Source organism: Boudabousia liubingyangii (assembly GCF_001907245.1).
Classification (GTDB): Bacteria; Actinomycetota; Actinomycetes; order Actinomycetales; family Actinomycetaceae; genus Boudabousia; species Boudabousia liubingyangii.
In genome coordinates this window covers 22,224-44,318 of sequence record NZ_MQSU01000001.1, presented here as the reverse complement: position 1 = coordinate 44,318, position 22,095 = coordinate 22,224, and the positions used below count along the sequence as shown (strand labels likewise).

Sequence of the window (22,095 nt, the reverse complement as noted above, 5' to 3'; positions counted from 1 at the left end):
GCTACTGTCGGGGCAAAGCTATATTTGCTATCTAATCAGAGACAGAACCTGAATCCTAGTCTCCATAGCTAATAGGTAGAATTATTCGCCTTCGGATTTGCGGACCCGGCGGCGACGTTCACGCTTACGCTTAGGCTTATCATCCTGCGATTTGCGCTCACCATTACGGCCCTCAGAGCCACGGCCCCGGCCCTGACCGTCACGTCCGCGCTGGCCACCATTGCGGCCGCCGCGTTTCGGGCGGGTGCCCTCACCGATGATCGGTTCTGAACGCAAACCTTCAGCCTTACGCTGATCGCGCGGTAGCTTTCCGGTCACGTCCTTAGAGATATTGAGGTCCGAATACAGGTGCTCAGAAGTGTGGTAGGTTTCCACCGGTTCCGGCATGCCCAAACCAAGGGCCTTATCGATTAGACGCCAGCGGGGAACGTCATCCCAGTCCACGAAGGTTACGGCAGTACCCGAGGCGCCCGCGCGGCCGGTGCGGCCAATGCGGTGTAGGTAAATCTTTTCATCCTCGGGGCACTGATAGTTAATCACGTGGGTGACATCGTCAATATCAAGACCACGGGCAGCTACGTCAGTAGCCACCAGCACATCGATCTTGCCTGAACGGAAGGCCCGCATAGCCCGCTCACGAGCCGGCTGACCAAGGTCACCATGAAGGGAACCAACCGCAAATCCGCGCTTCATTAGCTCTTCCGCCAAAGAGGAACAGGTGCGCTTAGTGCGAGCGAAAATAATGGTCTTACCGCGGCCCTCGGCCTGCAAAATTCGCGCTACGACCTCGGCCTTATTGAGCGAGTGTGCACGGTAAATAACCTGCTTAATCGCCTTTACGGTAGCACCCTGATCGGTCGGATCTTGGGCGCGAATGTGGGTCGGGTGGGACATGTAACGACGGGCCAAAGCGATAACCTGACCCGGCATCGTGGCCGAGAATAGCATCGTCTGACGGTTTGCTGGAGTGCGAGCCAGCAGCGTCTCCACGTCGGGGAGGAAGCCCAAATCGAGCATCTCATCGGCCTCGTCTAAGACCACGGTACGGACCGAAGCCAAAGAAAGTTCCTTACGCTTCAACAGGTCCAAAAGACGACCCGGGGTACCCACGACCACCTCAACGCCGCGACGCAAGGCCTCAATCTGGTCATCAAAACCAACGCCACCGTAAATCTGAACCACGCGCGCAGAAATGCCACTAGCAGCGATCTCTGCGTCAGAAGCAACCTGCTTCGCTAGCTCACGGGTCGGAACCACAATCATGGCCTGCGGGGCGCCCGGAGTGACCAAGTCACCATAGCCCTCATCATTCGGGCCAATCACGTTCATCAAAGCCGGTAGGACGAAACCAAGGGTCTTACCAGTACCAGTCTTCGCCTGACCAATAATGTCATGCTTGGACAGGGCCACCGGCAAGGTCAGGGCCTGAATCGGGAAGGGGTGCGTAATGCCCTGCTTAGCAAGTGCCTGAGCGATATCGGAACGAATCCCAAAATCCTCAAAAGTCTTCTTGTCGAGGTCAACTAGGGGAGCGTCCTCGTCAGTAATATCTGCCTTAACTTCTTCCACCGGGGCGGGCATATCTACTGCCTCAAGATCAACAATCCCGGAAGCCTGAGTCGCATCCTGCGACTGAGCGTCGGACGAGTTCTGTTCTAAAGTCATATTCAACTTTCAATAAATAGTTCAGTGTCTGTGGGATCGACGCCGCAAAAGCTGAGGGAACGCATCATAAAATCGCGCCTAAGCGCCTAAAAAACTATGAAGCTACTGGAAAGAAACCAGTCAAGAAAACAGTTTTCAGCCTAGTTGGCAACGTCAATCGACACTCCCAGTCTAGCGTCCCAGCCTAGCGCGTGCTGGAAAGTAGCGGGGCGCGTTAGAATTAGCACTATGAGCCAGAACTCCCAGAATGCTGAAAAACTAGTTCCCGCGACCCCCGCCCAGGCCGGATTCGTCGCCTATGCCACCTTGGCCGCCGTGGGCCGGATGGGTAAAGACTCCACCATGGCCCCCAGCGTGAAAGAGTCTGTGGAACTAGCTGAAATGATCGTTAAGGCCGTCGCGGGGCTAGAACAGCTGCGCGCTTGGGCCCGCCGCAATGACGAGGACTTCACTGCCCTTATCTCAGCCTTCTACGGGAACGTCAACGACCTAGAGTCCCGCCTGCGCCCCAAGGACTGGTGGGAACGCCTGCTCAAGTCCTACGTCACCATTGGCCTGTTCGCGGACCTCGCGGCCGAGGTTGGTGCGGGCACCGACCTAGAACACTGCCGCCCCGCCATGACCGACTTCGGTTACGAGGAGTTCGCTAAGCCGCTGCTAGCTGCACACGTTAAAGATGATTCTGCCGAGGCCGCTCGCCTCTCCCTCTGGGGACGTCGCGTTTTCGGGGAAACCCTGGGCTTGACCCGGGAAGGCTTGACCCTGCGACTAGAACTAGGCGTTCACGGCACCAACAAACTAGGCGAAATGATGACTCAGATGGGGCACCGTCACGAAGCCCGGATGGCGGCCGCGGGCCTGGCTGGCTGATTAAATCGGTTAGACTAGGCCGAAACCGATCGCGCGCTTTTCGTCAGAGGTAATTTCGACGTAGCCTAGGGCAGCGGCCGGGATAATGACCTTACGGCCCTTTTCTGCCTCTAGTACTAGGGGCTCACCGGAAGTAGAGGAGTGCTTAACCAATTCCAAAAGCTGTTCCTCAGAGAGTTCGACCTCTTCCAGCTTCAGCTCGCGAGTAGAACCCTGCACACCAATATTTAGATTCATCAAAACCTCACTTAATAATTGGTCCGGGTAACTTGCCAGTCCCGGCATACCAAACTCATGTATTCGAATGACGTCGATTCTACCGGCTAGCAGGAAGCTGCGAAGCCTGCGTGACCTAAACTCCGCTCAGGGGAAAACCCTCACCACAGATCCACAAACACACCCTGACCAAGTTGCCCAAGATACTGTGAGTCCACTAACTTTGAATCCATGACTAGCCAGCAGCCCACGACGCGAAGCAAACACCTAAAGTTCACTTCCCCAAGCGCCTTTCAGCTGCCGGAACTAGACCCCCAAATCCAACAGGTCCTAAACGACTGGCCCCAACACCCGCGGCTACTAGTCTCAGGCCACCCCGGCAGTGGCCTATCCACCCTCTGTCTAGCCGCTCTAGGCCAACTCGAACCCAGCACCAAGGACACTGGCAGTACCGAAAAACGTGCCCCCGTCCTAATCTGCAACTCGGCCGCCGCCAACCAGCTCAACGCCGCCCTCTACGACCTCTTGCACCCCCAAATGCTCAGCGCGCGACCAGCCCGCACCCCGGCCGCCCTAGCCTTCGAAGTCATCAAAATCTTCTACATTGAACGCCTAGATCCACTAGGGACCCCCACCATTCTTTCCGGTGCCGAACTAGACGCCCTCCTAGGGGAGCTACTACTAAGCCCAGAACTGGAATGGGAAGAAAAATACGGTGAGGAAATCCGGGCCAGCGAATTCTTCCGCAATGAAACCCGAGCCGCAGTCGAACGTGCCCTAGAACTAGGACTTACCCCCACCCGGATCCAAAAGCTAGCCCAAGGCGGCCCCGTCGGGGATGCCACCATGCCCCGTGAGCTGTGGGAAAACCTGGCGCGCATCCTCGGCAAAATCGACGTCAGCCAAGCCGAAATCCAACGCCTAACCGCCGCCCGAAAGGACAGCGGGGAAGACCCTGGGCAGTCCTCCCCGGCCGATACCGCCAGCCTGTCCGAAAACTTCACCCAGAGCCCCCTCGACCTATTTAGCGAACTAACCCAAGCCGCAGACACCCCCGGCGCTCACCCGGAAGACACCCTGTTGCCCGAACTTAACAACCGGCGCGAAGGACTCAAACTCACCGCCCCCGGGGCCCTGAACCTAGCCACCTACCTGCTGCAGCACTGGGACGAACTACAAAACCTCGAGGGTCTAAACCGGCCCCGACCACAGTGGGAAGCCATCGTCATCGACGACCTCGAAGACCTCTCACCGGCAGCCCTGAACTTCCTCACCGAAGCCTCCCGCACGCAGCCCCTCCTAGCGACCTACGCACCTGCCGGAACCATCAGTAACTACCGAGGCGCCAAAACTATCCAGGTCAGTGAACTCACCCAAAGACTCCAAACCGAAAACCGGACCATTATGGGTAGTCGCTTCCAAGGCGCAGACGCAACCGAAATCGTCAATGAAAGCATCCAAGCCCTACCCGGCTTCGCCAACCGGCTAGGCCCACTAGCAGCTGCCGAAAACCCAACCCCGGTCAGCGTCAAAATCTTCGACCACCACCTCACACACGCGGCCTGGATCGCCTCCAGCATCCAAGAACGACACCTCAAAGACGGGATCCCGCTCAACCAAATCGCGATCCTCACCCGCGACAACAAAGACCGACAAGCCCTGACCCTAGCCTGCCGACAGCAGGGGATAAACGTCGCCGAACCAGGCAACCAGATCTCCCTCAACGAAAACCCCGTCACTCACACCCTGCTGAGACTCCTAGCCGGACAAGCCAGCATCGAAGAAGTCTTCTACTCACCCCTCGTAGGTGCAGACCCCCTAGCCTACGCCTGGCTCGAAAGAGAAATCGCCACCCAAAACAAACTGGCCGAACTCTACGACCCGGACTACACGCCCTCGGAAATTCTCAAGGCCCTAAGTCGAGACTTGCCCACCCTAGAAAACCTGCACCAGGAATACCTGAATAAGCAGCAAAATCCGCTGTTCAAACCCCTGCTGGTCACCGCCCAACTGCTCAAAACCGCCCGCGATGTGGGCGGACAATCACCCGCCGAAGCCCTAGGGAACATTTGGGAATCCGCCCAAAAATACAACCCCGAAATCACCCAGTGGCAACAGGCAGCCATCGACGGACAACTCTGGGCCGACGAATACCTAGACGCCGCCGTGGCACTATTCCGACGCGCCGACCTCTGGGAACAGCTCCACCCAGCCCAAAACGCCCGGGAATACGCCACCGAGGAACTAACCACCAGCGTGGCCGTAGCAAACCTGGCGAACACCTCAATCCGGCCCGACGCGCTCAACATTATGACCATCGCCTCCAGCGCCGGCAAACACTTCGACACCGTTTACCTCTCACCCCTGCAGGACGGCAACTTCCCCAACCTGCGGATCCGCGACTCCCTCTACCAAATCGGCAACCTGGCGCTACTGAGCGAACTAGCCCCCGGGGAACGCCTAGCTAACCTTGCGGGAACCAAAGACACCCGCGCGGACAAGATGCGCGAAGAACTCCAACTTTTCATCCACGCCCTCACTCGCGCCCACCACCAAGTCATCCTCACCGCCATTGATGACGAAACCCAATCACCCTCACTATTCCTGGGGGCCCTGCCCAGCATCGTAAAACGCACTAATCTCAAAGAAAACGGCGACTACCAGTACCAGGATGCGCAAGAACGCCTGAACCTGCGGCACCTGCTGGGCCGCCTGCGGGGAATCTTGCAAACCACGCCCGAAGGCAGCCAAGCCAGCGCCCTCGAGTTGGCGGCCCGCGCCCTGGTAGCTAAAGCTCACCAAAAGGGAGTCCCCGGGGCCGACCCGCGCGCCTGGGTCGAAGTCCTACCCAATAGTGGCAATGCGCCGCTCTACGCCCCCGAAGAACAGGTCGCCCTAGGGCCGTCACGGGTAAAGAGCATCCTCGAATGCCCCCTCCGGGCCACCCTAGATAAGCAAGTCACTAAACCCCACACCTTCAAACAGGACAATGGCACGTTCATCCACGAACTAGCCGAAAAATATGGGCAAAAACTACTTGCCAAAGAGGTTCAACTGGGGGACCTGCAGGCCCATTTAGAGGCCGAGGTCGAGGCCGCCTGGCCGCGTCTACATCCGCAACTAAGCCCCCTCGAAAAAGACCAATACCTAGCCAAAGCGCTACACCAGGTGGGACTGTTGGCTGCCTACCTGAACGGGCGCCAAGAATTCCCCGCCAAGTTTGAAGAAAAACTAGACGTCCCGGGACCGCACTTCAAGATTGTGGGCAGCATTGACCGACTTGAATCAGACCCACAGACGGGCACCTTCCGCGTAATCGACTTTAAAACCGGAAAGAAACCCGGAAAGGCCGAATGTGAAAATAACCTGCAGTTGGCCTGCTACCAGTGGGCACTGGCAGAAAGTGGCCGAACCCCGAACGGGGCCGCACTGGTCTTCCTCAACGAGAACTACAAGAAACCCAACTCGCTAGAACAACACCCACTGCGGCCCACCCCGCCAGGGGACTTGGAGGGGGCGCGCTTGGACTTGGATGCGCTCACTTGGACCGGCCCGGCAGACCCCGAGGCTGGCTACACCCACCTAGAGGTCACCGAACTGATCTCTGCCGCGGCCAACTCGGTTCGGGGTAGTCAGCTAGCGGCAATCGAAAACCCGAACTGTGCCTTCTGCAGCTACCGTCAGGTATGCCCACAAAAAGAATCCGGACGGAGGACCGTATGAGCACCCCCAAATACTCTGCCGAACAGATCGCCCGGGCACTAAACAAGGAATTCCTGCCCACTGCGGAACAAGCACGCATCATTGAAGCACCCCAAAAACCACTCCTGGTCGTGGCCGGGGCGGGCTCAGGCAAAACCGAAACCATGGCCGCACGCGTCCTCTACCTAGTAGCCAACGGACTGGCGCAACCAGAACAGATCCTAGGCCTGACCTTCACTAAAAAGGCCGCCAGCGAACTACGTCAACGCATCGCCCGGAACCTAGCGGCCCTAAGCCGCGCTGGACTCTTCCAACCCAAAACTGATAGCGGGCTGCTGGGAAATACCGTTGAAATCTCAACCTATAACTCCTATGCCGCCAACCTGGTTAAAGAATACGGATACCTGCTGAACCTACCCCCGGACGCGCAGCTATTGGGAGAGGCCGAAAGCTGGCAGATCTACTACCAGATCATTGCCAATAAAACCGCGACGGAAATCCCCAACCTGGCGAAGGAAAAATCCCTGCCCACCATCATCAGTCGCGCGATGAGCCTAAACGATGACCTGGCCAACCACGGGCTCAGTGTGGATGCCGCGCGTGAGGGCATAAAACTGATGATCGAAGAACAACCCGAAAAGCCTGAACGCCTGCTAGCACCAATCCTTGAAGCCCTAGCGCAACGGCTGGAACTACTGGACATTATTGCCGAACATCGGGCCTATAAAGCCAAACACCACCTAGTTGATTTCGGTGACCAAGTTGCCCACGCCCACACCCTAGTAACCAAATATCCCGAACTGGTGGCCCAACAGCGGGAGCAATATTCTGACGTACTGTTGGACGAATTCCAAGACACTTCGGTCATTCAACTAAGCCTGCTAGAGACCCTGTTTAAAGACCACTCGGTTACTGCCGTCGGTGACCCACTGCAGGCAATCTACGGCTGGCGTGGGGCCTCAGCCGGGGCCCTGGACTACTTTGCCACCAACTTTGGTGAGCACGTGGGGCAACTGACGCTGGCGACCTCGTGGCGAAACGATAAAGTCATCCTAGAAGTCGCCAACAATACTGCGGCGGATTTCCGTCGGGCTAAGAGCGCTGCCACCTCGATCCCGCTAGAACCCCGGCCCGGCGCTAAGGCCGGCCAAGTGCTGGTACAAAAAACCCTCGATGAGACCCAAGAAGCGCAGGGGATCGCGCAGTGGTTCGCCCAGCAGTACAACTTTGAAAACCCCTTGGCCAGCCCCAGCATGGCCATCTTGTGCCGGACCAGGTCCAACTTCCAACGTATGGCTGACGCCTGCGTGGCGGCGGGACTGCCGGTAGCGGTTTCAGCCACGGGCGGCCTGCTGGCAATCCCGGTCATTATGGACCTAGTTAGTGCGCTGAAGTGCGCGCAGGATGCCAGCGATGATTCGCACCTGCTGCGACTATTGGATAAGTGGCGGTGGGGAGCCCAAGATCTGCAGGCCCTGAGTCGTTTGGCGCGCAAAGAGAGCAAAGAGTATGCTTCCCATCCGGTGACCATGATTGACCTGCTTAATGAGCTGGCACAGGATCCGGCAGCTGAAAAGTGGGCGGGGGCTGGCTTGAGCGCGGCGGCGATAGCTCGGGCGGTTCGCCTTGGGCAGGCCCTGCGGGAGATCCGTGCGACCGTGGCCCTGCCATTGCCGCAGCGTATTAACCAGGCGATTCAGAGTCTGGGCTTGGATTTAGAGGCGCAGGTTTCGCAGTCCCCGGCCACTGCCGAGGCCGCTCTGAACCAGTTCCGCCAGACCGCCCGGGATTTTGCGCAGAGTAACCCGAACGTACAGTTGGCTGACTTTTTGAACTGGCTGGATACGGCCGAGCGGGAAGAACGCGGCCTTGAGGTAGCGGGTGCCGAATCGGTCCCCGGGGCGGTAAATATTATGACCGTGCATGCCGCGAAGGGCCTAGAGTGGGATTTGGTTGCGGTTCCGGACCTGCGTGAGACTGCTTTCCCCAGCGTGAGTCGCTACTACAACTCCTCTAAGGATGAGCTCTACCCGGCGAAGGAGTCGGCTTGGCTGACCGACCCGGGGTCCTTGCCGTTTGAGATGCGCGGGGATGCGAAGTCCTTACCGGAGTTTATTTGGCCCGAGGAAGACACGAAAGATTACTTGGACCAGTACAAGCAGGAGGTTGGTGACTACCAGGTTCGGGAGGAGCGCCGGCTGGCCTACGTGGCTTTCACTAGAGCCCGGAAACAGCTACTGCTCTCCATGGCTTTCCATGATGGGCAGCGCGCTGGTTATGCTTTCGAATCACGCTTTTTATCTGAGGCTCTGATGATGCCTGCTAGCCCGGTTCGACCATTGCAAATCCCGGGGCTGGAAACGCAGGTAGAGCGCCCAGCAGAGCGCCCCGAAAGTGATGGGCGCAAGCGCTATAGTTTATGGCCGCCAGAGAATGAGGAGGCGCAATCTGGCCGACTGGTGGCAGCTAGTGCAATCACTAATCTGAGTGCGCAGGACCCGCAGGCTCTGGAAACGGCTTTTACGCAGGCGTTCGCGGCGGCCACCCCAGCGGAACAATCACAGCTTCAGGCGCTGAAAGAAAACTTAGAGATTCTGCTGGCAGATTTTGAACAGCAGCAGACCCAGGACGAGGTCCGGATCCCCTTGGGGCGCGTTAGTGCTACTAGCGTGGAGAACCTGATTGCGGATGCGGATGCTTATGCCCGGCAGATACGCCGCCCGGTCCCGCAAGTGCGTAAACCTGAAGCCACTTTGGGCACCTATTTCCACAACTGGGTGGAGCGGACTTTACGTTCAGCTGAGGTCCTCACCGAGTTGGACGAGGCTGCGCCGACGCGGCCTTTGACTGAGAAGGAAATGGCTCAGGTGGAGTCCTGGAAAGAGGTCTTTACGCAGTTGCCACTGCACCAGGACTATCAGGTGGAGGAACTGGAGACCGACTACTTGATTAAGCTGGGGGAGCTTTCGGTTCCTTGCCGTATTGACGCGGTGTTCCGTCACCGTCAGACGGGCCAGCCTTTGCTGGTGGATTGGAAGACGGGGCGTTATCCCACTAAGGGGGAGGCGCGTCAGCGCTATGCCGTGCAGCTGCGTCTGTACCAGTTGGCGTATGCGCAGCGGCATGGTTATGAGCAGGAAGTACCCGCGCAGTTAGTGTTCTTTGGCAGTGGGGGACAGGTCTTGCACAGTGATGAGTTCCTAGCACAGGATCTAGCTGGGATTGACCTAGCGGCAGAGGTTAGCCGCCTGCTGGGCCAGTAGGGGAGCCTGCCTACCCTAGGCGGGTTCTCGATTAGGTTCGGCGGGTTTTTCGTTCAGCCTAGGCGGGTTCTTCGGGGTCTTCCCAGTCGCCTGATTCGGGCTTACCCCAGTTTTCTACTTCGGTAATGTTCTCTGCCGTTGCTGTTTCTGTGGCGGGTGAGGTTTCTGCGCCCGGGTCTATCGTTTCTGTTTCTTCTTCCTCAGCAGCTTCCAGGTCGCTGAGCTTCGGGAAGGGAATCACGGTGGTGGGCGCGTTTCGGTCTACCGGCTGGGGCGTAAAGTCAATCTGCCCGCCATAGCCTTCGGCGAGGTCGCGTAGGACGCTCAACGCGGCTTCCTCGGATTCTTTGTCCTTGTCTTCACGGGCGGCTAGTAGCCACTGGGCGATGCGAAGCTCAGACCATAGTTGCGCGCGATCCCATAGGCCTTCGTCAGCTTCGGGGCGCGCACTGGTGTAGGCGGTCCAGAGCTGTTCGAAGAACTCTTCTTCGCAGGCTGCTAGGAACCAAGCTAGGTCTTGGGCGGGGTCACCTAGGTGGGCTTTGGCGAAGTCTCGCATGGCCATGACAGTGTTGCCCACGACTAGGAATGATTCGGGAGAGACATCACCGTGAACGGCAACGGCCCGGTAGCCCCAGAGTTCTTCTGAGAGTAGGGTTTCACGCCAGTGTTTTAGTAGTGAGCGCGGCACTGCGGGCACGTCTTGGCAGGAGCGAATGAGCGAGCGGTGGCGGATCCAAGCCTGTTTGGGGTTTAGCTGGGTGAGGTTGGCGCGTTCGAAGTAGTGTGCGTCAAGGCTGTGCAGGGAGGCTAGGGCGTGGCCGATTGAACGCGCTAGGGAGTGTTCGACTAGTTCGTCTTCAGTTAGCGGGTGGCCGGGTACCTTCGTGTGGACGAGGACGCTTTTCCCGGCTTCTTGGTCGCGGGTCATACCTACCGGTTGGGGGACTTCAAAGCCTAGGTCGCCGGCTTGACGGGCCCGGTTGAGGATGCTTAGTAGGTGGTATTGGGCTTCGAGGTTGGCGCCAGCGGCCGCGTTTTTGGGGGCGGTGACCACTAGGGTGCTGTGGTCGGCTAGTTCAATGCCGGTCACGGCGAAGTCTTCGGTTTCGTACTGGGGTCCGGTGAGGCCGACAATTTTTCGCTCTGGGAGGGCGGTGACTGCCAGTGATGCTAGGACCAGGGGTGAAAACTCTTGACTCATTCTTCCAAGTTAAAGGGAGAGGTAGCGATTGTCCGCTATTCCACCCGAAAAGCATTGCAGTGTGACTTATTGCATAAATATTTTCTTGAGTCCTCAAAAAAGTTATCCACAGTCGCAGGAAAAGTTGATGAAAAGCAGAAGGTCTATTGCTTAAGATATGGGCGTAAAGCGAAATGGTCAGATTGCTCAAGCAAATCTGCAACCCTATACAAGGGGGATTGATGGATCTTTCAAACTTAGAGACAAAGGTGCGTCAACAAGTTCGTTTAGAACAAATTGATCCCCAGTATGAGCAGGGACGCCTAGCGGAACTAATCACCGAGGTTGTCCGACAAGAAGAAATCGCCACCGCCAGCCCCTTCACCGAAGAAGACCAACGGGCCAGCCTAATCAACAAACTCATCAACACCATCAGCGGGTTTGGGCCCCTCCAACAGTACCTAGATGACCCCGAAGTTGAAGAAATCTGGTGCAACCATCCGCAACGGATCTTCGTAGCCCGAAAAGGCATCCCCGAACTTACCCCGGTATTGCTAGAAGAAGCCGAAGTGCGCAACCTCGTCGAACGCATGCTGCTGGCCTCAGGCAGACGCATCGATATCTCCTCACCCTTCGTGGATGCCACCCTGCCCGGGGGAGAGCGACTACACGTAGTCATCCCACCAATCGTTAACCGCCACTGGACCTTCAATATCCGCAAGCACCTAGTGGGTGCCCGAAAAGTCAAAGAGCTAGTACCCCTAGGAACCCTGACCCAAGGTCTGGCGGATTTCCTAGCCGCCGCAGTCAAAGCCGGGCTCACAATCCTGGTTTCAGGGGCCACCCAAGCCGGAAAAACCACCCTAATGCGCGCCCTCGCCGGGGAAATTCCCTCTTCTGAACGCATCATCACCTGTGAAGAAGTATTCGAACTAGGACTGGGGAACTTCGACCTCATCTCAATGCAGACCAGGCCGCCCACGCTCGAAGGACGCGGGGAAGTACAACTGCGGGACCTGGTCAAAGAATCCCTGCGTATGCGCCCAGAGCGACTAATCATCGGGGAAGTCCGCGGCGCAGAAAGCCTAGACATGATTATTGCTCTAAACGCGGGCATTCCCGGCATGTGTACCCTGCACGCTAACTCGGCGCGCGAAGCCCTAAATAAGCTCAGCGTGCTGCCGCTTCTAGCAGGTGAGAACGTCACCAGTCAGTTCGTCGTGCCCACTCTAGCAATGTCCATCGACCTGGTGATCCACATTAACCGTGACAATCAAGGACACCGCTATATCTCAGAGGTAATCCATGTCCCCGGGCGCAGCGAAAACGGCGTCATTGAAACCGCGACCCTCTACAGTTCTGACGGCAAACAAGCCCAGGCGGGAAGCGGCGGCTATCAACTTGATGCGCGCTTCGAACGGATCGGGCAAAAAGCCTCCGAGCTCCTAGCAAGGGTGGACCAGTAATGGGAGCGCTAGTTGGCATCTTGACCGGGATTGGTTTGGCCCTCTGCTACTGGGCTTACACCTTCCCTGACGAATACCAGTTACGGCCCCCAAAACTTGAGAAAACTAGGGCCCTGTTTGCTGAAGCCGGATACTTCGACACTCCGCCCTCGCTTTTATGGCTAGCGTCCTTCGTGGCTTTTCTGATGGGAGCGCTAATCAGTTTTGCGCTTACAAAAACGCCCCTAATCGCCCTAATTATCGGCCTTGGATTGGCAGCCATGCCGTACCTGTTCTTAGTAAATCAGGGCAAACGACGCTTCCTGCTAAGGCGGGCTCACTGGCCTAATATTTTGGACGAAATTATTGCTGGTGTCCGGGCCGGGCTGCCCCTGCCAGAGATTCTTTCCCAACTGGGCCGCCCCAACTCAAACCCGATGAGCGCTGACTTCGCGGCCTTCACCTCTGACTTTAAAGCCACGGGAAGTTTTGTTAAAGCCTTAGAAACCCTACGGGCCAGACTCAATGACACTGAAGCTGACCGCCTGATCCATGCTTTGCGTATTTCTTACGAGGTAGGCGGATGCGACCTAGGGCTACTGTTGCGTGACCTTTCGGCTATGATGCGCGCCGACCTGCGGACTAGGGGAGAACTGGAATCGCGTCAAAGCTGGACTAAAAATGCTGCCCGCCTAGCTGTGCTGACTCCCTGGATCGTCCTCTTGATGATCACCACCCGGACCGGTGGCGCAAATGTTTATGCCACCACCCAAGGATCCATGATTCTAGTCTTCGGTCTACTGGTCACCCTCTTTGCCTACTGGCTAATGAATCGTCTAGGACAGCTACCGGTCAGGATCCGATGACTATGAACCTTTTAGGATTTCTGATCGGTAGCGGTTTAAGCCTAGGGGTAGTGACCAGCTACAGTGCCTATCGCCGGCAGCGCCCCACACTTTCTCAACGAGCTGGAAACTATCTGGGGGAGAAACAAGTACGTCCAGAGCTTTCAGATGTCAAAACCCTCCTCGATGAAAACCTACTCTCACCACTGCAGGACGCCCTAAACCGGCTACTGGAATACTTTGGCTCAACCGGCCCCTCAGTGAAAAGACGGCTGGCCGAAGCGAATCTGTCATGGACCATTAAGAAGGTCCGTCTTCTGCAGCTTTTAAGCGGCCTAGCAGCACTGGTCTTAACCACCCTGATCTGGGGATTTTGGCACCTGCACAGTCCAGAAAATCCATGGGTATTCCTGATCGTCACCATCATTTGTGGAATCCTGGGCCTACTGGCGCCAGATCGGTGGCTCACTTGGAAAGCAAAAACCCGTCAGTCGCAGATCGGGATGGTAGTGCCAGACTGTGCAGAACTGATTTCCCTCTCAGTAGCCGCTGGCGAAGGCCTAGTAGATGCATTAACTAGGGTTCGGCCCTCCATTCCGGGCCCGCTAGGTGAAGAGATTGAGGAAGTCTTAGGGGTAGTAAAAGTTGGAACTCCCTTACCTGAAGCGCTCAATAAATTGATCCAAAGAAACCCGGACCCAGCGCTTAATCGTTTAACCGAAGCCCTGCTGGTGGCAATCGAAAGAGGTACTCCCTTAGCGCAGGTACTTCGAGCCCAAAGTCTAGATGCGCGGGAAGCTCAAAGACGCGAACTGATCGAAATGGGCGGACGAAAAGAGATAGCCATGCTGATTCCGGTGGTCTTCCTAATCCTCCCCGTCACCATTCTTTTTGCCCTCTATCCCGGCCTCGCGAGTTTAAAGATTGGCTTCTAAGACCTTGAAACCTTCGAAAAGTCGGATTGATGAAAACCAAGAAATGAAAACCAACCGAAAGGAAAGAAAATGAGCAACTTTTGGACCCTGCTGCAGATCTGCGGCCTAAACCTAGGAAAGAAAATCAAGCACGCCGCAAAAACAGAAAGAGGCGACGTACCCGGTTGGGTGCTAGTCACCCTCATGACCGCAGGCATTGTGACCGCCTTGTGGGCCGTAGCTGGCCCCCAGCTGGTCCAACTTTTCCAAGACGCCATCAACTCCGTACGCCAGCCCTAGCGCCACGCTGGCAAAAGCAAGGCATTTCTACAAAGTTTCTAGAGGCGTGCAGTGAGAAAGAATCGTGAACTACACTGCCAGAAAACCTGGCATCGACTCAGGGAGCGTGTCCGTGATGAGAGGGGCAATCAAATTGCCTCACACATTATGGTCCAAACCCTGGTCTTGATCGTGATTCTGGCCCTGCTGCAGCTGGCCTATAGTTTCCATGTTCGCGCCACTGTCATTGATGTAACCGCGCAAGCTGCCCGCAGAGGTGCACTGCTAGGTGCCACACCTGCGGAAGTAGAGGCACGAACCCGTCAACTCTTGGCTCAGAGCGCCGGCGCGCACCAAGATGCCCAAGTGGAAGTGAAGATCCTGCCACTCACAGGGGCAGAGCAAAACCCTGACCAGATTGCTGACCTGCTAAGCGTAAAAGTAACCACTCGGCTACCAGTGCTCGTCAAGTTTGGTCCGCAATCCGGACTGAGTTTTGAAAGTCATCAAATTCGCCTGCGGCCTAGGCCACCTGTTAACCCCAAGGCGGGAGGCTGAAGTATGAAAGCGCTTTGGAAACAGGAAGCGGGGGAGGCCACGATCGAATTCGTTGGCATGCTGGCCCTACTGGTACTGCCTTTGATTTACACGATCGTCGCCCTAGCGCAGATCCAGTCCTATACCTACGCAACTAACCAGATAAACCATGCTATTGCACAGCTTGCCGCCCAAGGAGGGCAACGGTCGCTAATCAATCAGCAGATTGAGTTCGCCAAACAGGATTATCACCTAGGAACCGACCTGCAAGTAGAACTGGAGTGTGGAGCTTGCCTAGCTGGGGAAACTGCAACCGTAAAAGTAACTACTCACCCGGCACTGCCCGGGACCGCGGCCTGGCCAGCTCTGGCGAAAACTTTGGTGGTCCCCGTCGAAAGTTCCAGCACCATTGTGCTCAGCAGGGATTTAAAGCCATGAAACGACTGAAGATAGCTAACTCAGCAGGTTCTGAGTTGGGACGAATCAACCTACTAATGGCGGCCCTAGGGGCACTGATTGGACTCCTAATTGCCGGTTACACGGTCATGGCTTCGCTGCATATCCAACGGCAGAACCTTCAGGCCCAGGCCGACCTAGGCCTGATCTACGTGCTAAATGACCCAAGCGAGAGTAGCTACTATCAAAATAGCGGCCCGAACCTTGAGCAGATGCAACAAAAGCTGCAGTCTTACCTAGCGCGGGCAGGTAATCCCGGCAGTCCCGATTCCCGTGTGGAAGTCCTCAACATGTGGAGCGAAGGACGCACCACGAACGTTCGAATGCGTGCTAATCTGCGGATTCCTTTGCTGAGTCGTTGGCTAGGGGAATACCTCACAGCTGTGGTAGAAAGCTCAGCACAAAGAGAGTAGCGGCCCAGCAATGATATTATCGAGGACGTGGCCATTGACTTTAACGAAGAAATTACGAAACTCCGCGGCGTCCTAGAGAACGTCGAAGCGGTAACTGACCCCGTCGCCCTCAAGGCAAAGATCGCTGAACTGAGCGAAAAAGCATCCGCCCCTGACCTCTGGGACGATGCCGCTAACGCCCAGGCAGTCACCTCTGCACTATCGCACGCGCAGTCCGAACTGCAGCGCGTCAAAGAAATGGGCGAACGCATCAACGACCTTGAAGCCCTAGTAGAGATCGCCGGCGATGAAGAACCCGCCGATGCCGAAGAACTACTAGCCGAAGCGGAAGCAGACCTCGAAAAGATCAACCGCGACCTGGCCGACCTAGAAATCCGCACCCTACTATCGGGCGAATACGACGAGCGCGAAGCCGTCGTCACCATCCGCTCCGGTGCCGGTGGCGTCGACGCCGCCGACTTCGCGGAAATGCTGCTACGCATGTACCTACGCTGGGCCGAACGCCACGGCTACCCAACCCAGGTCATGGATACCTCCTACGCAGAAGAAGCCGGCATCAAATCGGCCACCTTCGAAGTTAAAGCCCCCTACGCTTTCGGTACCCTCTCAGTTGAGGCCGGTACCCACCGCCTAGTCCGCATCTCACCCTTCGATAACCAGGGACGACGCCAGACTTCCTTCGCTGCGGTCGAAGTTATCCCCCTAATCGAAACCACCGACGAGATCGAAATTCCCGAATCGGAACTAAAGGTTGACGTCTTCCGTTCCTCCGGTCCGGGCGGTCAGTCCGTTAACACCACGGACTCTGCAGTCCGCATGACCCACATTCCCACCGGCATTGTGGTCTCCATGCAGAACGAAAAATCGCAGATCCAGAACCGTGCCGCCGCGTTGCGTGTCCTTCAGTCACGACTACTGCAGTTGCGTCACGAGGAAGAACAGGCCAAGAAGAAAGAAATGGCCGGCGACATCAAGGCCGCCTGGGGTGACCAGATGCGCTCTTACGTGTTGCAGCCCTACCAGATGGTCAAGGACCTGCGTACCGGCTACGAAGATGGCAACACTTCGGCCGTCTTCGATGGAGCGATTGACGCCTTCATTGACGCTGGCATTCGCTGGCGCGTAAACGGCGCCGAAGAGGCCTGAGACTCACTTTAGGGAGCAAATCGACCCCTAAAGCGCACAATAACGCGTGTCTAACGCCCAAAGCGGGCCACGCCCAAACTAGGGTAGAAATGTTAATGACCAACCGGCTCGGTCCGGGGACCTCAAGTGGAGCAAAATGATCAGCTTAGAGAACGTCACGAAAATCTACCAACGCGGGGCCGCCCCCGCCCTAGACTCGTGCACCCTCAACATTGGGGCTGGTGAATTCGTCTTCCTGGTCGGTTCGTCAGGCTCCGGCAAATCAACCCTACTCTCACTCATCCTGCGTGAAGAACGGGTAACCAGCGGAACCATCCACGTCCTAGGCAAGGACGTCTCCAAACTTTCCCGCTGGCGCGTACCGCACTTCCGTCGCAACATTGGCACCGTTTTCCAAGACTTCAAACTCCTAGAAAACAAGTCCGTGTTCGACAACGTAGCAATCGCCATGCAGGTGATCGGTAAACCCCGACACCTAATCCTCACTGAAGTACCCCGCGTCCTTGAAACCGTGGGCCTGGGCGGTAAAGAACGCCGCATGCCGCACGAACTATCCGGCGGTGAAATGCAGCGCGTCGCCATTGCCCGCGCCATGATCAACCGGCCCAAGCTACTTCTAGCGGACGAACCCACCGGTAACCTAGACCCGCGTACCTCGCTGGGAATTATGCGACTACTTGACCAGATCAACCGCAACGGCACCACCGTCGTTATGGCCACCCACGACCACGAAATCGTGAACCAGGTCCGTAACCGCGTGGTGGAACTGGAAGAAGGAAAAGTCATCCGCGACCAAGAACACGGCTCCTACGGGGCAGGAAGGTAAGTATGCGTACTCGACTCATCCTCTCCCAAGCCTTCAAAGGCCTAGCCCGCGACAAAGGCATGGCCCTAGCGATCGCCCTGGTGACCTTCGTTTCCATCCTGTTTGTCGGTGGCGGTTCGCTACTGCGTATGCAGGTCGCAAAATCACAAAACCAGTGGTTTGACGAAATCGAAGTTTCCATTTTCATGTGCGCGAAGGACGATGAGAATCGCTCCTGTGAAGGTAAAGCCGCCAGTGACGAACAGGTAGCTGCCGTTAAAGAAGCGCTTGAATCCCCGCAGATGAAGCCCTACGTAAAGTCCTTCGAACTGGAGACCGAAGCGCAGGCGCTAGAGAACCTCAAGCGACTCTACCCGGACCGCGCGGTAGTTAAGCTCGCGACCGAGGACGTCATGCCGAAGTCCTTCCGCGTCAAACTGGTTGACCCTAATAAGTACCAGGTGGTTTCTGAAGAGTTCCAGTCCCGTCCGGGCGTCGCCCAGGTCATGGACCAACAGCAGGTCGTGAAGCCGCTACTTAACGCGCTGAACCGGATCGCGGCCCTGACGTGGGGATTGGCGGCAATTATGACCGTCGCGGCGATCCTGCTGATCACCACTACGATCCGCCTGTTCGCGATGTCACGTGAACGTGAGACGGCGATTATGCGTCTAGTTGGTGCCTCAAATCTCTTTATCCAGGCGCCCTTCATCCTTCAGTCCGCAATTGCTGCCCTAGTGGGTGCTGCGGCTGCAATCGGGGCACTTTTTGTGGGCGTGAAGGTCATTGTGCAGGGTTGGCTGACTGACTCATTCCCGTGGACTTCTTTCATTGGCTATAAGGAAGTTGCCATCCTCTCTCCGGTACTGGTAATTGTGTCATTGGTGCTGGTAGCGATCGCTGCGGGTATCTCTTTGGCGAAGTACACGAAGGTTTAGCGTATGAAACGGTTTTGGGTTGCCCTGTGCTTAACTTTCAGCCTGTTCACCCTGGTGGGTGCGACCGGCTGGCTGGGCCCCCTTACGCCGGTTTCTGTTGCTGATGACCTAGATCAGAAGAAGCAGCAGGAAGAAGAAAAAGCCCGCCAAGCTCAAGAAGCTATCGAACAGGCTCACGCCCAGATGGAAGGCATTGATGCCCAATTGGGTCAGGTCTATGTGGACCTGCAGAAGGTAAACGCGCAGATTCCGATTGCTGCCGATGAGCTGGCTGCCGCTGAAGCTCAGGTTGCCATGGCTCAGCGTGAGGAAGCGCAGGTTACTGCTCGTCTGGCCTCAGCGGAAACCGAGCTGGAAAACCTTGGGGATGAGATCAAGAAGGCCGAGAAGCAAGAGGCAGATTCTAAGGTTTCTATCGCTCGCCTGGTCCGTCGTACTTACCGTGGCGAGGGCGTACAAAGCGCCACCGAGTTGGTCCTCACCGGGACTAAGGCAGCTGAACTCTCAGACCTTTCGAATGCCGCTGAAACCGTGGCGCGGTTAGAGACGCGCACACTGCAGCAGGCTCAGAACGACATTTCTGAAAACCGTAGCCGTAAGGAACGCCAGGCGGCTTTGACTAAGTCGATTCAAGACTTGCAGGTTCAGGCCCAGCAGGCCACCGCGCAGTCCCAAGCGGCCCGCGACCAGCAGGAACAGAACCTAAAGAAGCTGCAGGACCTACAGCGTGAAACCCAAACCCTGGGTGAGAAGCTTAAGCAGAGCCGCGAGGAATTCGCTAAGGCGGAGGCCGCTAACCAGAAGGACCTGGCAGCCTCGAACCAGAAGCTTAAAGAGCTAGATGCGGCGATCCGTAAGCGTCAGGAAGCAGAGCGTGAAGCCGCCCGTAAGCGTGGGCAGGTTTACGTGGGTGACTCCGGGCCTGATCGTGGCACGGTGGGTGGAAACTCGGTTTGGGGGACCCCGATTAAGGGCCCAATGCGTGTCACTTCCCCTTGGGGTTACCGGATCCACCCGGTGACGGGGTCGCGTCGTTTGCACGCGGGCGTGGACTTGTCTTCTCCTTTGGGGCAGCAGCAGTTTGCGGTCCGTGACGGCATGGTTGTTGAGTCTTACTATGATCCGGGTTGTGGCAATATGGTCACGATCGATGTGGGGATCTTTGCGGGGCACCGTTGGATGACCCGCCAGTGTCACCTTTCGGCACGTTTCGTGTCCTTTGGTCAGCGTGTGAAGCGTGGCCAGTTGATTGGTCTGACTGGTTCTACTGGTCGTGTTACGGGCCCGCACGTGCACTTTGAAATCATCCGTGATGGGGTATCTGTTAACCCAATGCCGTATATTAGCAACTAGTATTTTTGAACTAGTTGAGGATTTTTGATGCCTAAGGATTGGAAGAAGCCCAAGCCGACGCCGGCTGAGAAGGCCAAGGCGGCAGCGGACGCGTATAAGGTGATTGCGCGCAATAAGAAGGCCGCGCACGAATACCACCTCGAGGAAAAGTTCGAGGCGGGGATTGTTCTTTCCGGGACCGAAGTTAAGGCCCTACGTCAGGGGCGCGCTTCGCTTTCTGAGGCCTGGGTTGAGATTGAGAATGGTGAAATCTGGTTAATTCGCGCCAATATTCCCGAGTACGCTCAGGGGACTTGGACTAACCACGCACCTACCCGTAAACGTAAGTTGTTGATGCACCGTTCTGAGATTCTTTCCTTGGGGATGAAGGTTCAGGCTAAGGGGTACACGATTGTGCCTTTGGAGCTTTATTTCCTTGGTGGTCGGGTTAAGGTGCAGATTGCTTTGGCTCGCGGTAAGCAGGAGTGGGATAAGCGCCAGGCTTTGCGTGAGAAGCAGGATGCCCGTGAGGCGCAGCGTGCCATGCGCGCGTATGCTCGCCGCGGCTGAGTAAGCCGTTGCGGTTTACTTTAGCGGCTAGGTTGGCTAGCTGCTAAGATAATCTTCCTAGTTGAACAGGGTTTCTGTTTGGCTGGGGGTGGCTTTCGGGCCACTGGGTTTTAGATAACTCAATAGGGGATGATCGGTTTCGACGACGGTTGTCGATTGAAGAGAAGCGGGTCGAGGATGCACAGTCACCTCGTTAACGATCTGTGTAAACCAATAGGTGCCAAACAAGACCGCACCGACTTCGCTCTAGCCGCCTGAGCTATCGAGCGCTAAAAAGTCCGTCACCCTAGGAGTGCTTTCGGCCTAGGTGCTGGCGTCGTTTAGAGAGCCACTGGCGTTGCTAGTAGTCGCTTCTAGCAGCGCGAGATTTATAGTGACTGAGCCTGTCAGGTAGCGTTGTTCATGCGAGGCCTGGGGCTAAGAAACTCCCTAGTGAACTGCACCCGGAGAAGACTTCAGGGCCAGCCGCCGGACCGGGGTTCGATTCCCCGCATCTCCACTTTACTGATGCTGGTTTGGATACAATCCAAGCCAGCATCTTTTTTCATGCCCGAAGGCGGGTTTTCCCTTGTAAATGCTCGGTTTTGTGGGAGAGCTGGGCCACGATCTTCACCTGGTATTGAGAAGTGGAAAATGGATAACATTTTCATCCGCAGCGATCTAGCCGGAATTATCAAACCGACAAAGAGAAGAACGTTGAGAAAATCGACAGGGTCGTCACCACAATCTTGGGTCTAGACCGGGCGATTAGATGCGGGGCAGGCCCAGTCAGCGAGTCAGTCTACGACCAGCGGGGCCTACTGTTGTTGTGACTTGACTGTTTTCGCTGTTTTCTGGGCAACGTATCCACCAGAAAACACGACAACTACCACCAAGATCGTTGTAGTAAGGCTGCGGATGATGAAGTCATCGGTGGTGTTTGACAGCAGGGTGATGGGGGCTCCGATAAGAAGAAGGATGCCGGCTGCTGCTGTGTAAGGCCAGGATGCTTTGTGTGCTGCCTTCCAAGTTTCGTCACTGAACTGAATGGTTTGGGTGCGATACCCAGAAAGGTCGTTGCGGGGGAAGGTCTCGTTCTTAGACTTCAGGGCCATCCACATCATGAGCGCACCACCAACACCAAATATGAGAGCGCACAACAACTGTATGAGAAACATGGCTACCTCCAATCGATGACTGAAACCGTCTGGTTTTCATTTCTCATTATCCGCCGATTCCCCCCTGCAAGCCTGAAAGGAGCATATCCATGGGTTTTCTGTCTTGGCTCACCCTCATCGACCACGTCACCATCCACGCCGACGGCAACATCACCATCATTTTTAAGGATGAACACTGATCTCGCGCTCATTTATCTTTGGTCGTCAAAGACTTTTAGCCCGCAACGATAAGTAGGAGCCTTAAATCAAGCCCAATCGTGGGATGCTTTCCCTGTAAGTACAGTTTCGCCGCTGCACTCAGTATGTAACGGTTGTTTTCTCAAATCTATTGACAATCGATAGAAACCTATCGATAATCA

The 22,095-nt window shown here is 56.4% G+C and carries 19 protein-coding genes and 1 other RNA gene; 16 read left to right on the top strand and 4 right to left on the bottom strand.

All coding sequences use genetic code 11. The annotated features are described in order from the left end of the window. Positions 1–81: 81 nt before the first annotated feature. Positions 82–1,665, bottom strand: coding sequence for a DEAD/DEAH box helicase (locus BSR28_RS00230; protein ID WP_073713008.1), 1,584 nt, complete (start codon positions 1,663–1,665; stop codon positions 82–84). 228 nt (positions 1,666–1,893) lie between these two features. On the opposite strand from BSR28_RS00230, the gene BSR28_RS00225 reads away from it, so the two are divergent. Then, entirely contained in the window at positions 1,894–2,535 is a 642-nt protein-coding gene (locus BSR28_RS00225; protein WP_073708677.1) for a ferritin-like fold-containing protein, read from the top strand. Positions 2,536–2,544: 9 nt separating this feature from the next. Here BSR28_RS00225 and BSR28_RS00220 read toward each other — a convergent pair whose 3' ends face one another. Further along, on the bottom strand, positions 2,545–2,772 hold the full coding sequence (locus BSR28_RS00220) for a DUF3107 family protein (RefSeq protein ID WP_073713007.1): 228 nt from the start codon (positions 2,770–2,772) through the stop codon (positions 2,545–2,547). A gap of 210 nt (positions 2,773–2,982) precedes the next feature. On the opposite strand from BSR28_RS00220, the gene BSR28_RS00215 reads away from it, so the two are divergent. Both BSR28_RS00215 and BSR28_RS00210 read left to right on the top strand, forming a co-directional pair. Next, complete coding sequence (locus BSR28_RS00215) at positions 2,983–6,474, top strand: PD-(D/E)XK nuclease family protein (RefSeq protein WP_073713006.1); 3,492 nt, start codon at positions 2,983–2,985, stop codon at positions 6,472–6,474. Beyond that, entirely contained in the window at positions 6,471–9,716 is a 3,246-nt protein-coding gene (locus BSR28_RS00210) for an ATP-dependent DNA helicase (RefSeq protein ID WP_073713005.1), read from the top strand. Before BSR28_RS00215 ends, BSR28_RS00210 begins: the two co-directional genes overlap by 4 nt. A 58-nt stretch (positions 9,717–9,774) precedes the next feature. Here the strand turns inward: BSR28_RS00210 and BSR28_RS00205 are convergent, their stop codons facing one another. Then, positions 9,775–10,920 carry a phosphotransferase gene (locus tag BSR28_RS00205; protein WP_073713004.1) on the bottom strand — a complete coding sequence of 382 codons (1,146 nt, stop codon included), beginning with the start codon at positions 10,918–10,920 and terminating at the stop codon, positions 9,775–9,777. 248 nt (positions 10,921–11,168) lie between these two features. Between BSR28_RS00205 and BSR28_RS00200 the strand changes: the two genes are divergently transcribed. From BSR28_RS00200 to ssrA, 13 genes are all read left to right on the top strand, one after another. Continuing rightward, on the top strand, positions 11,169–12,365 hold the full coding sequence (locus BSR28_RS00200; RefSeq protein WP_233120573.1) for a CpaF family protein: 1,197 nt from the start codon (positions 11,169–11,171) through the stop codon (positions 12,363–12,365). Beyond that, positions 12,365–13,210 carry a type II secretion system F family protein gene (locus BSR28_RS00195; RefSeq protein WP_073713002.1) on the top strand — a complete coding sequence of 282 codons (846 nt, stop codon included), beginning with the start codon at positions 12,365–12,367 and terminating at the stop codon, positions 13,208–13,210. Before BSR28_RS00200 ends, BSR28_RS00195 begins: the two co-directional genes overlap by 1 nt. A 50-nt stretch (positions 13,211–13,260) precedes the next feature. Beyond that, on the top strand, positions 13,261–14,124 hold the full coding sequence (locus BSR28_RS00190; protein WP_158020310.1) for a type II secretion system F family protein: 864 nt from the start codon (positions 13,261–13,263) through the stop codon (positions 14,122–14,124). A gap of 69 nt (positions 14,125–14,193) precedes the next feature. Beyond that, positions 14,194–14,403 (top strand): hypothetical protein, encoded by a 210-nt coding sequence (locus BSR28_RS00185; RefSeq protein ID WP_233120572.1) that lies wholly within the window; start codon positions 14,194–14,196, stop codon positions 14,401–14,403. 51 nt (positions 14,404–14,454) lie between these two features. After that, a complete protein-coding gene (locus BSR28_RS00180; protein ID WP_073713000.1) occupies positions 14,455–14,940 on the top strand; it encodes a hypothetical protein in 486 nt (161 codons plus the stop codon). Positions 14,941–14,943: 3 nt separating this feature from the next. Further along, complete coding sequence (locus BSR28_RS00175; protein ID WP_073712999.1) at positions 14,944–15,357, top strand: hypothetical protein; 414 nt, start codon at positions 14,944–14,946, stop codon at positions 15,355–15,357. Further along, positions 15,354–15,788: a hypothetical protein gene (locus tag BSR28_RS00170; RefSeq protein ID WP_073712998.1), complete on the top strand. Its 435-nt coding sequence runs from the start codon at positions 15,354–15,356 to the stop codon at positions 15,786–15,788. The genes BSR28_RS00175 and BSR28_RS00170 overlap by 4 nt, the downstream gene beginning before the upstream one ends. A gap of 27 nt (positions 15,789–15,815) precedes the next feature. Beyond that, positions 15,816–16,934 (top strand): peptide chain release factor 2, encoded by a 1,119-nt coding sequence (gene prfB / locus BSR28_RS00165; RefSeq protein ID WP_073708688.1) that lies wholly within the window; start codon positions 15,816–15,818, stop codon positions 16,932–16,934. A gap of 136 nt (positions 16,935–17,070) precedes the next feature. Beyond that, positions 17,071–17,760, top strand: coding sequence for a cell division ATP-binding protein FtsE (gene ftsE, locus BSR28_RS00160; RefSeq protein WP_073708689.1), 690 nt, complete (start codon positions 17,071–17,073; stop codon positions 17,758–17,760). Positions 17,761–17,762: 2 nt separating this feature from the next. Next, positions 17,763–18,677, top strand: coding sequence for a permease-like cell division protein FtsX (gene ftsX / locus BSR28_RS00155; protein WP_073708690.1), 915 nt, complete (start codon positions 17,763–17,765; stop codon positions 18,675–18,677). Positions 18,678–18,680: 3 nt separating this feature from the next. Next, positions 18,681–20,030 carry a M23 family metallopeptidase gene (locus BSR28_RS00150; protein ID WP_073708691.1) on the top strand — a complete coding sequence of 450 codons (1,350 nt, stop codon included), beginning with the start codon at positions 18,681–18,683 and terminating at the stop codon, positions 20,028–20,030. A gap of 27 nt (positions 20,031–20,057) precedes the next feature. Beyond that, positions 20,058–20,579 (top strand): SsrA-binding protein SmpB, encoded by a 522-nt coding sequence (gene smpB / locus BSR28_RS00145; RefSeq protein WP_073708692.1) that lies wholly within the window; start codon positions 20,058–20,060, stop codon positions 20,577–20,579. A 125-nt stretch (positions 20,580–20,704) separates the two neighbouring features. Further along, positions 20,705–21,081, top strand: a transfer-messenger RNA (tmRNA) gene (ssrA, locus tag BSR28_RS00140). A gap of 295 nt (positions 21,082–21,376) precedes the next feature. Here the strand turns inward: ssrA and BSR28_RS00135 are convergent. Beyond that, a complete protein-coding gene (locus BSR28_RS00135) occupies positions 21,377–21,736 on the bottom strand; it encodes an SdpI family protein (protein WP_073708693.1) in 360 nt (119 codons plus the stop codon). Between the last annotated feature and the right edge of the window lie 359 nt (positions 21,737–22,095).